This window comes from Erwinia papayae (genome assembly GCF_058241465.1).
On sequence record NZ_JBZCHT010000013.1, the window covers coordinates 1,000,752 to 1,015,840 of the forward strand.

Here is a 15,089-nt window from a genome sequence, read left to right on the forward strand (position 1 = left end):
CATGTTAACGTAATCGTGCGTTTAACCGCGCTTCAAACCTATCATGAACAAGGACTGCGCTATGACCAACCCGTTACTGACATCTTTCACCCTCCCGCCTTTTTCCGCCATTAAACCAGAACATGTTGTGCCTGCCGTAACCAAAGCCCTGGAAGACTGCCGTGCGGCGGTTGAAACGGCGGTGGCAAAGGGCGCGCCTTATACGTGGGAGAGTCTGGTGCAGCCGTTGGCAGAAGTGGACGATCGTCTGGGACGTCTGTTCTCGCCTGTCAGCCATCTGAATTCGGTTAAAAACAGTCCGGAGCTGCGTGAAGCTTACGAGCAGACGCTGCCCCTGTTGTCGGAATACAGCACCTGGGTGGGGCAGCATGAGGGATTGTATCAGGCGTACCGTAACCTGAAAGAGCACAGCTATGAAGGTCTGAGTCTCGCGCAGAAAAAAGCGGTTGATAACTCGCTGCGTGATTTTGAGCTGTCCGGGATTGGCCTGTCACCGGAGAAGCAGAAGCGCTATGGTGAAATAGCGGCGCGCCTCTCTGAACTGGGTTCGAAATACAGCAATAACGTGCTGGATGCCACTATGGGCTGGAGCAAGCTGATCGCTGATGAAAGCGAACTGTCTGGCCTGCCGGAAAGCGCGCTGGCGGCGGCAAAAGCGCAGGCTGAGGCGAAAGAACAACAGGGCTGGCTGCTGACGCTGGATATTCCCAGCTATCTGCCGGTGATGACCTATTGCGATACCCCCGCGCTGCGTGAAGAGTTGTATCGCGCCTATTCCACGCGCGCCTCCGATCAGGGGCCGAATGCGGGCAAGTGGGATAACAGCGAGGTGATGGCTGAAGAACTGGCACTGCGTCATGAGCTGGCGCAATTGCTGGGCTTTGCCTCTTATGCTGATAAGTCGCTGGCGACCAAAATGGCTGAAAATGTGGAGCAGGTGACCGGTTTTCTGACCGACCTGGCGCAGCGCGCGCGACCACAGGCTGAGAAAGAGTTGCAGCAGTTACGCGCTTTTGCGAAGAAAGAGCACGGTGTCGATGAGCTGCAACCCTGGGACCTGACCTATTACGGCGAGAAACAGAAGCAGCACCTCTACACCATTAATGACGAACAGCTACGGCCTTACTTCCCGGAAGAGCGCGCGCTCAGTGGCCTGTTCGAAGTGGTGAAACGTATTTATGGCATTACCGCTCAGGAGCGCAAAGATGTGGATGTTTATCATCCGGATGTGCGCTTCTTCGACCTGTTTGATGAAAGCGGTGAACTGCGTGGCAGCTTCTATCTGGATCTCTATGCTCGCGAGCACAAACGCGGCGGGGCGTGGATGGATGACTGTGTTGGTCAGATGCGTAAGGCGGATGGATCACTGCAAAAACCGGTGGCTTATCTGACCTGTAACTTCAACCGCCCACTGGCAGGTAAATCGGCGCTGTTTACTCACAATGAAGTGACCACCCTGTTCCACGAATTTGGTCATGGCCTGCACCATATGCTGACCCGCATTGAAACGCCTGGCGTGTCTGGCATTAACGGTGTGCCGTGGGATGCGGTCGAGCTGCCAAGCCAGTTTATGGAAAACTGGTGCTGGGAACCGGAAGCGCTGGCATTTATCTCCGGACATTATGAAACGGGTGAGCCCCTGCCGCAGGCACTGCTGGATAAAATGCTGGCGGCAAAAAACTATCAGGCGGCGCTGTTTATCCTGCGTCAGCTGGAATTTGGTCTGTTTGACTTCCGCTTACACGCCGAGTTTGATCCGGCGAAAGGTGCGCAAATTCTTGAGATGTTGCAGGAGATTAAAAAGCAGGTGGCGGTGGTTCCGGGGCCGTCGTGGGGGCGTTTCCCCCATGCCTTCAGCCATATTTTTGCGGGTGGCTATGCGGCTGGCTATTACAGCTACCTGTGGGCCGACGTACTGGCCGCTGATGCGTATTCGCGCTTCAAAGATGACGGGATTTTTAACCGTGAAACCGGTCAGTCCTTCCTGGATAACATCCTGACTCGCGGGGGGTCTGAAGAACCAATGGCGCTGTTCCGGCGCTTCCGGGGGCGTGAACCGCAGCTGGATGCGATGCTGGATCACTACGGTATTCAGGAACAGGTTTAGTGGAAATTTGTTTTATTGATGAGACAGGCGTCGGCGACGACGCCTTTTCTGTTTTGGCGTCCCGCTGGCAGTTGCACCATGCTGACAGTGCGTCAATGGCTCTGGTGATGACGCCCACCCACCTGGAGCTGCGTAAGCGTGATGAGCCAAAGCTCGGCGGCATCTTTGTGGATTTTGTGGCAGGCGCGATGGCCCATCGCCGACGTTTTGGCGGCGGTCGTGGTGAGGCGGTGGCAAAAGCGGTAGGTGTTAAAGGCAGTTTTCTACCGGCAGTCGTTGATGCCACAGCGGGGCTGGGACGCGATGCCTTTGTGCTGGCTTCGCTGGGGTGTCGTGTCCGGATGCTGGAACGTCATCCGGTGGTGGCTGCGTTGCTTGACGATGGCTTACAGCGGGGCTATCAGGATGCCGAAATTGGCGGCTGGCTGCGTGAGCGGTTAACGTTAATCCATGCTTCCAGCCTGGCGGCGCTGAGTGAGTTCAGCGACAGGCCCGACGTGGTCTATCTCGACCCTATGTACCCACATAAGCAGAAAAGTGCATTGGTAAAGAAAGAGATGCGGGTGTTCCAGACACTGGTTGGCGCAGATGATGATGCCGATGGCTTACTGGCCCCGGCCCGCAGGCTGGCAAAAAAACGGGTGGTGGTGAAGCGGCCAGATTATGCCCCGCCGCTGGCTGGCGTAGAGACCCGCTCTGCGGTGGTGACAAAAAGTCACCGTTTTGATATCTATCCGCCACTGGACGGCGAGTAAAAGCCAGCTTTTCAAGGGACTGGAGCGGTAAAGTAAACGTCCCCCCCGGGCCGGACATTTATCTGTCACAGGGGGGGCGTTTTTTAAGGTACATCGCTTCTGATTCAGAGCTGCCGCAGTTTGACATATCGGGGCAGAAAATCGTAAAGCCAGAACTTACTGATCTTCCTCATCGCGCAGGGGCACAATCAACATATCAACGTGGACAGTATTAATAAGCTGGCGGGCTGATGACATCAGTTTGCTCCAGAAGTCCTGATGATGCCCGCACACGACCAGATCCACATCGTACTGTTTAATGGCATCAACCAGCACCTGACCAAGATCGCCACTGCCGCTCAGGGTTTCTGACACCGGATACCCTGCGCTGGTGGAGAGCTCTGTTAAAGCTGAGTGAGTTTCTTCAGAAATGCGCTTCTGCATATCGCCCAGATTAACATCGATTAATCCGGTGTAGAGATCAGAATAGTTTACATCCACGTGAATCAACGAAACTCTGGCATCATAGGGGCGGGCGATGGAAACTGCCTTAGCGACCAGCAGCTTACTTTCCGGTGAAAGATCGACGGCAATCAGAATGTGCTTGTAAGACATAACGCTACTCCTTCCATTTGTTGCGGCAGGTCACCGCAAGACAATCTTGTCTTGTTGCTATCATAACACATTGAAATCCTTTGTAATGTTGAAGATTGGCGGGATTTTTCAATGCCTGTACAGTGGGCTGGCTGGTGACGCTTTTCTTAATGCGATCCAGTATAGCCCGAATTGTTAGCCCATGAGTCTGCCGCGTATGGCCTTTGCGAAGCGGATCAAATTGAATTTTTCTCTTTTTAATAAAGTCACAGAGAACATCGCTGGAAAAATTTTAAACTGATCTCCTACACTGAAAAGTGAAGATAATTCCTGCGCTAACGGCCTTCGCGCTACCTGGAGGAGAGATGATTAGCACTACCGCGCTTTTTTGGGCTTTGTGTATCGTTTGTCTGGTGAACATGGCGCGTTATTTTTCCTCTTTGCGCGCATTACTGGTGGTGCTTCGCGGGTGCGATCCTTTGCTGTATCAGTATGTTGATGGAGCGGGATTTTTTACTTCACATGGGCAGCCGGGCAAGCAGGTAAGGTTGGTGCGCTATATCTGGTTACAGCGTTATCGCGATCATCATGATGATGAATTTATTCGTCGCTGTGAGCGTGTGCGCGGGCAGTTTATTCTCAGCAGCGCACTCTGTGGACTGGTGCTGGTCAGCCTCGCAGGTTTACTTTTCTGGCATTGAATAAACCGCAGAAAGTGAAAAGGGTGGGAACCAGTCCCACCCTTTTTTATTGACAGCAACTCATGCTCAGACAAACTTCAGTGCAATCCAGTACAGCACACCGGATAACAGAATTGAGACGGGCAGGGTAAACACCCATGCCAGCAGGATATTCTTCACCGTGCGTCCCTGTACCCCTCCGCCATCAACCAGCATTGTCCCGGCGACAGAAGATGAAAGCACGTGCGTCGTGGAGACCGGCATCCCGGTATAGCTGGCAATGCCTATTGAGACGGCGGCGGTCATCTGGGCAGACATCCCCTGTGCGTAGGTCATGCCTTTCTTGCCGATTTTCTCGCCGATGGTGGTGGCGACACGGCGCCAGCCCACCATGGTTCCCAGTGACAGCGCTAAGGCCACCGCGATGATGATCCATACTGGCGCATACTCGATGGTATTCAACAAGTCGCCTTTCAGCTTACCGAGGAAACGTTGGTCATCGCTGGAGGTTCCTGGCAGCTTCGCCACTTTATCCGCCGTATCAGAAATACACATCATCAGACGACGCAGTTGACTGCGTTGTTCAACGTTGAGCGCATCGTAACTTTGCAGGTTATTCAGCAGACCCTGAGCATGCTGGATGGCAGGCATCGCCCGCGACGCATCGCAGTGGAACTCCTTTGGCGTTGCGGCGCTTTGTTCCGGCGTTGGCACAACCGGCGGGGCCATCTGCACAATGTGCGTCAGTGAATCTGCGTGCTGCTGATAGTACTGTTCAAGATGGTTCACCGCGTCGCGGGTGCGGGTGATGTCATAACCGGAGGCATTCATGTTCACCACGAAACCTGCTGGTGCCACACCGATCAGCACTAACATAATCAGACCGATACCTTTCTGACCATCATTCGCGCCGTGGGAATAGCTCACGCCAATCGCTGAGACAATCAGGGCGATCCGGGTCCAGAATGGCGGTTTTTTCTTACCGTCAATTTTTTCACGTTCCGCAGGCGTCATGTGAATGCGGCGACGTTTTTTATTGCCACTCCAGTAGCGACGCAGGATAAACACCAGAAGACCGGCGATCATCAGGCCAACTACCGGAGAAATCACCAGCGACAACAGGATGCCGATCATTTTTGGGATATTGAGTGCATCCACCACCGAGGTGCCGGTAAGCAGGGCGTTGGTGAGGCCAATGCCGATGATTGCCCCGATAAGCGTGTGAGAACTGGATGCTGGCAGACCGAAATACCAGGTGCCGAGATTCCAGATAATTGCCGCCAGCAGCATGGAAAAGACCATCGCCAGCCCATGGGCCGATCCGACATTGAGCAACAGATCGGTTGGGAGCAAATGAACGATAGCGTAAGCCACGCTCAGCCCGCCCAACAATACCCCGAAGAAGTTAAACACCCCGGCCATCACCACCGCCAGTTGCGATCGCATAGCGCGGGTATAAATCACCGTGGCCACTGCGTTAGCCGTGTCATGGAAACCATTAATGGCTTCGTAGAACAAAACAAACATCAGAGCAAGGACCAGTAACAGGCCGGTATGGTAATCAAGACCAGCAAACAGATGTAGCATAAGCGTTACGCCATTTTGGAGGACATGAACGCGGCGCATTATCCGCGAGAAACTGCATCAGGGGAAAGTGAAATATAGACTTTTTTTGACATCAGGGTGTCATTAAGAACAAATTGCCCGTTTAAGCGGCTTAAAAAAGTCAGATGTTTCACATCTGGCCCCCTGGCGAGTCTGGTATCAGTGCGTTCTAATCACTACAATCACCGTTTTTGAGCGGTGGCTGGAGCGGGCAGTGGAAAAATTTGACGTTATCATCATTGGTGCGGGTGCGGCTGGCCTGTTCTGCGCGGCTCAGGCGGGGCTGCGGGGTAAACGTATTTTACTGATCGATAACGGCAAAAAGGCAGGACGAAAGATTCTGATGTCCGGGGGCGGGCGCTGTAACTTTACCAACCTGTATACCGAACCTGCCGCTTACCTCTCAAACAATCCCCATTTTTGTAAATCCGCGCTGGCGCGCTATACCCAGTGGGATTTTATCGACCTGGTTAACCGTCATCGCATTGCCTGGCATGAAAAAACCCTGGGACAACTGTTTTGTGATGACTCCGCGCAGCAGATTGTCGACCTGCTACTGAAAGAGTGTGAGGCCGCTAAGGTGACGCTGCGTCTGCGCAGCCAGGTACTGAACGTGATGCGAGACGATGCGGGTTACACCGTCGAACTGAATAGCGGTGTGGTGCAGGCTGAAAAGCTGGTGATAGCGTCCGGTGGGCTCTCCATGCCGGGGCTGGGAGCGTCACCTTTTGGCTACAAAATAGCCGAACAGTTTGGTCTGAAGGTTTTGCCGACCCGTGCCGGGCTGGTGCCTTTCACACTGCATAAACCGCTGCTGGAACAATTACAAAGCCTGTCCGGTGTCGCTGTGCCCTCCATTCTGACGGCTGAAGATGGCACGACATTTAAGGAAGCGCTGCTGTTCACCCATCGAGGCTTATCCGGCCCGGCGGTGCTGCAAATTTCCAGCTACTGGCAGCCGGGCGAAATCATTACCATTAATCTCTCAGCGGCGCGTTGTCTGGACAGCCTGATTACTGATGAGCGCAAAGTACATCCTAATCAAAGCCTGAAGAACACGCTGGCGAAAGTGTTGCCACGTAGTCTGGCCGAGTGCCTGCAACAGTTAGGCAAATTACCGGCATGTACGCTGAAACAACTTAACAGCAGCCAGCAAAACGAGCTGGTGGCGTCACTGCACAACTGGCAGGTGCAACCCGGGGGGACCGAAGGTTATCGCACCGCCGAGGTGACATTAGGTGGGGTGGATACGCATGCGCTCTCTTCTAAGACGATGGAGGCACGGGAGGTGCCAGGGTTGTACTTTATTGGTGAGGTGGTGGATGTCACTGGCTGGCTGGGAGGATACAACTTTCAGTGGGCGTGGAGCTCCGCTTGGGCCTGCGGGCAGGCTTTGTAGTTTCTTTACCGGCTGACAATCACGCCGTTATCTCTCCCTTAACCATACCTTAAGGCCGTAACCACCCCGCTCGTGCTGGCCGCTGAAATATCACTTTGTCAGGCTTATTGAGGGGATAACGGCAGTGTAAATCTCGCGGCAGCAAAATGCCGAAAAGGTTCAATACATTTCATTTACATTGCTAATCAAAATGATTATAGTTCTCATTCACTTTCTTATCTGAAAGGACCGGCAGCTTCCGTTGCGGGTTGTTAATCCCTGAGAGAGCTACTGACGCTATGCCCGGTCGCCAGCGTGGCGGTTGCGCTGGCGGGGAAAAGTGTGCTCTGAATTTGATGCTTCAGATAAGTACCCGGTCAGTAAATCAAAAATATAATCTTTTGAGGGTAAATAATGTTTTTTGCGCCTTGTCATATCAGGGGACATCGCCATGCTGCCTCCCTCTCTGCCAACGCTCCGCTCTCTGTACTGACGGTGATGATCATCAGCGCATTGTAGATATCTGCGGCCCACGCAGCCGATACCACGCAGAAAGAGCCTGAACTGGTGGTTGATGCCACGGCTGGCAGCACCGGCAGCACGACTGATACCGACTACAAAACCCCCGTCACCCGCGCTTCCACTGGCATGGCACTGACCGCCCGCGACACGCCTCAGTCCATCAGCGTGATCACCAAACAGCGTATGCAGGATCAGCAACTGCAAACCCTGAATGACGTCCTGAAAAATACCACCGGTATCAGTGAATTTAACTCCGGGGCAAACCGCAGCAATTTTTATTCACGCGGCTTTATGATCGATAACTACCAAATCGATGGTTTCCCGATATTGATCGATCCCCAGTGGAACATTGGTGATACGCAGGCTGACACGGCTATCTATGAACGGGTTGAGGTGGTGCGCGGAGCCACCGGTTTAATGACCGGTGCAGGCAGCCCGGCAGCCTCAGTCAATATGATCCGCAAACATGCTGACAGCAAAGAATTTGTGGGCAATCTCTCGGCCAGTTACGGTAGCTGGAATACGCAACGCTATGTTGCCGATCTCTCTGCGCCGCTGACTGAATCCGGGCAGGTGCGGGGCCGGGTAGTGGCGGGTTATCAGGACGGCGACAGCTGGCTTGATCACTATCATACCCAGAAAAAGTTTCTTTACGGTGTGGTGGATGCCGACCTGACCGATGCCACCACGCTGTCTGTCGGTTATGACTATGAGGAGACTAACATTCAGGGCGCAACCTGGGGTGGGTTGCCAACGTTCTATCTGGATGGCAGTAAAACGCATTATGATCGCAGTACTAATCTTTCGCCTGACTGGGCTTATAACAACAGCAATTCGAAGAAAGTTTTTGCCAGCCTGAAACAGGACTTTACTAACGGCTGGCAGCTGACGCTGAGTGGCAGCCACACCGAAGCGACTATGGACAGTAAGCTGCTGTATATAGACGGTTACTTCGATAAAACCACCGGCATTGGCGTTGGTCCGTATGCCGGTTATGACCTGTTGGGTGGCACGGGCTACAACACGGCGAAGCGCAAAGAAAACGCGGTTGATGCGAGGATTGATGGCGCTTATACCCTGTTTGGTCGTCAGCATGAACTGATGACCGGCATCAGCTACATCCGTCAGAACGATCGTTATTTCAGCGCTTCTACCAGTTTTACCTCTGCTGATGTCGGCGATTTTAACGACTGGGGTAACTATCCTGAGCCAGACTGGGACGAGCAGACGCTGTCACAGGATAATACGATTCATCAGAAGTCAGCTTACATGGCCACCCGCATTTCGCTGGCCGATCCCCTACACCTGATTCTGGGCGCACGTTACACCCGTTACCAGGCTGATACGCTGACGCAGAATATGGAGAAAAATAACATCACGCCCTATGCGGGTCTGGTGTATGACATTGATGACACCTGGTCTGCTTATGCAAGCTATACCTCCATCTTTAAGCCGCAGACTTATCGCAATGCCAGCGGTGCCTGGCTCTCTCCGGTTACCGGCAAAAGCTATGAAACCGGAGTCAAAGGTGACTGGATGAACAGCCGGGTCACTGCCTCGTTGGCGGTGTTCCGTATTGAGCAGGATCATCTGGGAGCAACGGATTACGCGCTGGTGCCGGGAAGTACTGACTATGCCTGGTATGAGCAGAATGGCACGGTCAGCAAGGGCGTGGAGTTCGAAATTAACGGCGCGGTAACGGATAACCTGCAAATGACCTTTGGTGCCACACGTTATGTTGCGCGGGACGGAGAAGATGCGGCGCTCAATCCAACTCAGCCACGCACCAAGGTAAAACTTTACAGCAGCTATCGCCTGCCGGTGCTGCCGGATCTGACGGTGGGCGGTGGTATCAACTGGCAGACGCATACCTGGGATAACGTTGCCGGACCGGATGGAGCCAGCACGCTGTATGCAGAGCAGGGCAGCTATGCTCTGGTCGATCTGTTCAGCCGTTATCAACTGACCAGACAGCTTTCTCTCCAGGCGAATCTGAACAATCTGTTTGATAAAACCTACAATATTAATGTCGGCAGAAATACCGTTTACGGTGAACCACGTAATATTTCTGTTTCGGCCAATTACCGCTTCTGACTTCTCTACATGAAATGCCCCCATGGTGGGGCATTTTTTTGCTCCTGTCTGCGGTAAATCTTCTGTGGTTAAATAAAAAACAGACATCTGACTTTCCCCCTGATTAACAAATAATAAAAGAACCTGTAACGCGAACAGGTGTAAATATTTTGTTAGCAAGCTGAGCAGTTTGTGCTGAGCTATTCTCTGTAGAAACTGCTATGCTATTTTAAAATGTTATTTATACAATAAATAAGAAAGTGAAATTATTCTGAAGTTTTACTTAAGGTCTGGCCTTAATTTTTAATTAATTTTTGGCGCTAAATTTAATTAAAAATCTTCATGAATTGCTGCCTTTCTTAAGTTTATTTCTGCTTAAGTAACAACCAGTGGCGTAGAAATATGCACTTAAAGGGAATGGTAAACGATAATAAAACAGGTAGTGTTTTTTTATTTTATTTGTTTCAATTATTATTTTTTCTGGCTATCTTCTACCGCAACAGGATTCTTTGTTATTTTTTTTAATGCACTTTTAGCTTCAGATAAATACTTTATTGATGCGGTGATTCAATCATTTCGTCTGTGGGTGGGGTATTTATTTTTTCCGTATAAGGTGGTGGTTTCCCTTTATCAGAGAGCTGGTGTTGAGTAAAGATCTATTATTAATGGTGGCTTCATATGCAAAAAATAAATTCAACATTTTATCAAAATTATCATAACCTGGGGGGGGGGAGATATATTGAAAAACAGAACCAGAATATATAATAAATGGTATCAACGCGTTGCCTGGGTAAATATCGCCGTGCAGTGTGCTTTTCCTGTTGCCGGCTCGGTAATATCACCGTTAGCTGCCGCGCAATCCGGTAATCGCTTTCTGGCGCATTCCGCCGATTCATCCACCATGGCAACGCATGTCTATGTACTAAAAGAATCAGAAACTGTGCAGACTGTCGCACAGAAATACAATATGAGTCTGGATGCCCTGCGTAGGCTCAATCAGTTAAGGACATTTTCCAATGGTTTCGATCACCTGAAGCCGGGTGATGAACTGGACGTTCCCTTAGCGCCGCTGCCATCGGTAAACTGGCAGCACGATGGTGTTACATCAGAAGAAGCAAACCGTGAGAAGGAAGCAAAAATCGCCGGTTTTGCCAGTCAGGCAGGCTCTTTCGTGGCCAGCAATCCTGATAGTAAAGCCGCTGCCGCGCTGGCGAGAGGTATGGCTACCAGCAAAGTAAATGCTGAAATTCAGCAATGGCTGGGCAGCTATGGAACGGCTCGTGTTCAGCTGGATACTGATAAAAACCTGTCGCTAAAAAACTCCCAGCTGGATTTGTTATTACCTTTGCGGGACCAGCAAAAGCAGCTGATTTTTACCCAGGGTAGTATCCATCGCACTGATGATCGTGCGCAGGCTAACCTGGGCCTGGGTATACGCCATTTTGCAGATAGCTTTATGGCTGGTATTAATACTTTCCTTGATTATGATTTGTCTCGCAGCCATGCCCGTTCTGGTATTGGCATAGAATACTGGCGTGATTTTATCAAGTTGAGTAGCAATGGCTATTACGGGTTGACCAACTGGAAAAACTCTCCTGACTTTGAAGACTACAAAGAACGCCCGGCAAACGGCTGGGATATTCGCACTGAAGCCTGGTTGCCAGCTATGCCGCATCTGGGGACTAAGCTGAATTATGAAAAATATTATGGTAACGAAGTTGCGCTATTTGGCAAAGATAATCGGCAGAAAAATCCGCATGCTTTAACTGCAGGTATCACGCTCACACCTTTTCCTTTACTTACACTGAGCACTGAAAGGCGTCAGGGTAGTAAAGATATGAGCAATAATCATATTGGCGCGCAACTTAATTATCAGCTGGGTGTGCCATGGAAACATCAGATCGACAGTTCTCGGGTAGCTGCAATGCGCAGTCTTGCTGGCAGCAGATATGATTTAGTCGATCGCAATAATAACATCGTGCTGGAATATCGTAAAAATGAGGTCATAAAATTAAAAACGGCCAGTTTAATTAAAGGCTACGCTGGAGAGCAAAAAAGCCTCAACGTTTCTGTAAATACAAAATATCCTCTGGCACGCATTGACTGGTCTGCAACTACGTTAATTGCCAACGGTGGAAAGATTATTGCTAACGGACCTGACGACTACAGCATTATCTTACCGGACTATAAATATGGACCGAACGCAATCAATAATTATGTTATCAGCGGTGTCGCCATTGATGATAAAGGAAATGCTTCCCGCAAGGCGGAAACCCAGGTAACGGTAACTGAAGCGGCCGTCAGTCTTGCCGAAAGTTCTCTGACACCTCCGCAAAGTTCACTGCCTGCCGATGGTAAGTCACAGCAAATACTGACGCTGACGGTGAAAGACAGCCAGGGTAACCCTGTCGATATTCAGGAAGAAGAAATCGATATTGGGAATCTTGAAGAGATGGAAACGTCCGGTGCCGTACTTTCAGCATTTAAACGTCAAAACGCGGGTCAATATACTGCAACCCTGACCGCAGGAAAGCTGGCACAGGCGATCACCATCACCCCTGCTGCACGTGGAGTAACCTTTTCCAGCGCCGCCGTAGACATTGTCGCGGATAGCGTGACAGCACAGATAGCCAGCCTTACGGTAGTGAAAGACAATGCGTCCGCTAACGGTAAGGACATTAACCAGCTTAAAGCGGTAGTGAAAGACGCCCAGGGCAATCTTGTACCGGAGCAGCAAGTCACTTTCACCGCAGACAGCGACGAGATCCCTGTACAATCGTTATTAGCTGACGAAAAAGGCGAAGTGACGGTCGATCTTACTCATATAAGAGCAGGTGTGCGTAAAATCACCGCACGTGTTGGTGAACAGGAAGGTAAAAGCGTTGATGTCACCTTTGTTGCTGATGATGCCACAGCATTGACCAGCGGGCTGGAAGTTACAGCCAACAACGCTGTTGCAAATGGTGAGGCAGCCAACCAATTGACCGTTACAGTCACCGATGCCAATAACAATCCAATAGCAGATCGTGAAGTATCTCTGAACGCTGATAGTGGAGTTGAGCTTTCTTCCGCCAGCGTGCGGACTTCTAAAGAGGGTACCGCAACCTTTACTGCCACCAGCCGTGTTAGTGGTCATTATAACGTGACGGCGACAACCAACGGTCATGCTATATCGGCACAGATAACGTTTGTAGCCGGTGAAGTTGATGCTACACATTCAACATTTTCGATAGACAAGAATATCATCTCCTCCGATGGTAAAGACGCAATCGCCCTTTCAGTTATTGCAAGGGACAAAAACGATAATCCGGTTACAGGTGCTGCCATTACATTTAGTAGCACTGGAATTAGCGGTGCCCACATCTCAGATATCACTGAAGTTAATGGTGTTTATTCAGCATTATTTACGTCTGAACAGGCAAGGAATGGACAGGTATTTGTATTGGTTGATGGTAAAGAAGTGGACAACCTGAAAGCTGAAGATATCGGCGTTTATAAGAGCACGCTTAATATTGTAGTAGGACAATAAAGACTCCGGTGTAGTTAGCAAAGTGGCATGGAGGCCAGTTAATAATCATGACATGGGGCAAAATGCCCCTGAATTCAGGTGGAAATAATTCGATGAAAAAGAAAGTTCGCGCTGTATTTATCTTTATGTGTCTTATATTCACTTATTGTGCGACCTCCTCCAATGCCTTTGCGTTGGTTTGTTACCTGGGAACAAATACAAGCTCCGTACAGGACAAAGACCAGATAAATGTACTTGCTTATCTTGGTGATAAAGGTATTGGTGAAAAAGTTTGGCAGTCAAAAGTATTCAGCAGAGATATCAGTTGCCGATCTGAGTTAGCGAGTGGCAGGACCGAAAATGTTTATATATATCCTTTTCCAAAAAGAGGTTCTGAAAAGCTGCCATCCGGGCTAAAACTGGGTCTTATTTTTGATGGCAAGGATTTGGGCACTTTTGATACTAATAGCAGTGTGGATGACGGTAAAGTTGATACCGGATGGACGGTCGGCAATGTCACACCTGCACCGTCACGCAACATGACTTTTCAGGTTTATTTGGTAAGAACCGGGGAAATCAGTACCGAAGACGTTTATGAATTAACCATCTTTCAGCTGGATGGTGTAGGTGGCTTAAATAAATTTACAGAAAATTACAATATTTCCATTACCGGATGGATGAATATTGGTTCCGTGAACTGCACTGGCACAGCGGCTACAGATATTAACCTGACGGGTTTCCAGACCGACAGTATTTTCAACGGCCAGGCTACGCAAACCGCTCAAAACGGGTTGGGGGTAAATGTGGTGTGTACCAGTCCTAATGCTGAAGTACTGAATTATATTCATACGGTAACCACAAAGATAACGCCTAAAGGTAGTCGCTTAACAGGTAGTGATAAGTATTTCGCCACCAACAAAGAAAACCTGAGGCTGGCGCTGAGGATGAATGGTAAAGATCTTCTGCCAGACATTGGCGTGGAAACAGACATTCCTTTCACATCTGGATCTTCAGCAGTGAAAATACCGATTGAGGTCACACCACATCTGACGTCACTCTCCTTATACCAGCCAGCATGGCTTTTTTCTGAAGAGGGGGCCGAGAATATTACCAGCTCAATCCCATTCACCGTAGATGTTCAGGAAATCAGTACCAACTAATTATCTGTCCCAGAAAACCACCGCTAGTGGCAGGCATACTGGCCCCCGCGTATGCTGCCCTTATCAGGATATTCGGAGAATGTCACATGACATTCTCCACATCCGTTTTTTTTGAAGTGGTCAGATGTCGTCCCTGCCAAAATTTTGCTGTTTTCCCTGCTTTTTCCCGGGTGCGAAACTTATCGCCATATCAGGGCGGGATGCCCTTATTACGAATACGAAGCAGAATAGAATAAAGGAAATTACCGCTGGTAACAAAGGTGAAAGCGTTGTGTTATGACAACGGACTTAGCGATGATTTTGGCCGTTTTGATGTCCAAAAAAATGTAGCTGAAATTATTACATCGAAAAAATATCAGCGTAAGGATAGATCCTTGTTATTTGACAGTGATTTTGTGACATCAGTAAGAATATTTTTCATTTGTTATTGGGATTTAATGATTTTTTTATGTTATTAACACCATTAAATAACAACTCTGCGTATCTCATTATTAACAGATTATGATTCCTTTTAATTCAAATATCATCGGGCAGAGAGTGACTCTTACGGAGTCTGTGGCCGGTCTAATCAATGTCTCCTTCTGATAAGGAATTTTTTTACTTTTTCCTGTTACTTTATTTTTTTTGTACCTGAATTATATTTGTTGTTTTTCTGGTTGGTTTTAAGTAGTGTCTTTCTGATTAATTCGAATTAAAGCTAATTAAAAGCCTTCACTCATTCTTAACTT

At 49.6% G+C, this 15,089-nt stretch carries 9 protein-coding genes; 7 read left to right on the forward strand and 2 right to left on the reverse strand.

The genetic code is table 11. The features are described 5' to 3' along the window. Positions 1–61: 61 nt before the first annotated feature. On the forward strand, positions 62–2,107 hold the full coding sequence (prlC, locus tag AC3RPL_RS20735; RefSeq protein ID WP_490741388.1) for an oligopeptidase A: 2,046 nt from the start codon (positions 62–64) through the stop codon (positions 2,105–2,107). After that, positions 2,107–2,862, forward strand: a complete 756-nt coding sequence (rsmJ, locus tag AC3RPL_RS20740) for a 16S rRNA (guanine(1516)-N(2))-methyltransferase RsmJ (protein ID WP_490741389.1) — start codon at positions 2,107–2,109, stop codon at positions 2,860–2,862. The genes prlC and rsmJ overlap by 1 nt, the downstream gene beginning before the upstream one ends. 156 nt (positions 2,863–3,018) lie before the next feature. Here the strand turns inward: rsmJ and uspA are convergent, their stop codons facing one another. Then, on the reverse strand, positions 3,019–3,456 hold the full coding sequence (gene uspA, locus AC3RPL_RS20745; protein ID WP_034933287.1) for a universal stress protein UspA: 438 nt from the start codon (positions 3,454–3,456) through the stop codon (positions 3,019–3,021). A 344-nt stretch (positions 3,457–3,800) separates the two neighbouring features. Between uspA and uspB the strand changes: the two genes are divergently transcribed. Continuing rightward, a complete protein-coding gene (gene uspB / locus AC3RPL_RS20750) occupies positions 3,801–4,136 on the forward strand; it encodes a universal stress protein UspB (protein WP_490741390.1) in 336 nt (111 codons plus the stop codon). Positions 4,137–4,202: 66 nt separating this feature from the next. Here the strand turns inward: uspB and pitA are convergent, their stop codons facing one another. Further along, on the reverse strand, positions 4,203–5,702 hold the full coding sequence (gene pitA, locus AC3RPL_RS20755) for an inorganic phosphate transporter PitA (RefSeq protein WP_490741391.1): 1,500 nt from the start codon (positions 5,700–5,702) through the stop codon (positions 4,203–4,205). Between the two features lie 232 nt (positions 5,703–5,934). Between pitA and AC3RPL_RS20760 the strand changes: the two genes are divergently transcribed. The 4 genes from AC3RPL_RS20760 (at position 5,935) to AC3RPL_RS20775 (ending at position 14,361) form a co-directional block, all read left to right on the forward strand. Beyond that, on the forward strand, positions 5,935–7,119 hold the full coding sequence (locus AC3RPL_RS20760) for a BaiN/RdsA family NAD(P)/FAD-dependent oxidoreductase (protein WP_490741392.1): 1,185 nt from the start codon (positions 5,935–5,937) through the stop codon (positions 7,117–7,119). Positions 7,120–7,617: 498 nt separating this feature from the next. Continuing rightward, positions 7,618–9,714, forward strand: a complete 2,097-nt coding sequence (fhuE, locus tag AC3RPL_RS20765; RefSeq protein ID WP_490742105.1) for a ferric-rhodotorulic acid/ferric-coprogen receptor FhuE — start codon at positions 7,618–7,620, stop codon at positions 9,712–9,714. 718 nt (positions 9,715–10,432) lie between these two features. Continuing rightward, positions 10,433–13,222 (forward strand): inverse autotransporter beta domain-containing protein, encoded by a 2,790-nt coding sequence (locus tag AC3RPL_RS20770; RefSeq protein WP_490741393.1) that lies wholly within the window; start codon positions 10,433–10,435, stop codon positions 13,220–13,222. Positions 13,223–13,314: 92 nt separating this feature from the next. Next, the gene (locus AC3RPL_RS20775) at positions 13,315–14,361 is read left to right on the forward strand and encodes a hypothetical protein (RefSeq protein WP_490741394.1); all 1,047 of its coding nucleotides are present in this window, start codon (positions 13,315–13,317) and stop codon (positions 14,359–14,361) included. Positions 14,362–15,089: the final 728 nt, after the last annotated feature.

What these genes read in the sequence shown, in the direction of transcription:
- uspB (WP_490741390.1), top strand. Translation starts at nt 3,801, where the DNA reads ATGATTAGCACTACCGCGCTTTTTTGGGCTTTGTGTATCGTTTGTCTG.
- pitA (WP_490741391.1), bottom strand. Translation starts at nt 5,702, where the DNA reads ATGCTACATCTGTTTGCTGGTCTTGATTACCATACCGGCCTGTTACTG.
- uspA (WP_034933287.1), bottom strand. Translation starts at nt 3,456, where the DNA reads ATGTCTTACAAGCACATTCTGATTGCCGTCGATCTTTCACCGGAAAGT.
- AC3RPL_RS20775 (WP_490741394.1), top strand. Translation starts at nt 13,315, where the DNA reads ATGAAAAAGAAAGTTCGCGCTGTATTTATCTTTATGTGTCTTATATTC.
- prlC (WP_490741388.1), top strand. Translation starts at nt 62, where the DNA reads ATGACCAACCCGTTACTGACATCTTTCACCCTCCCGCCTTTTTCCGCC.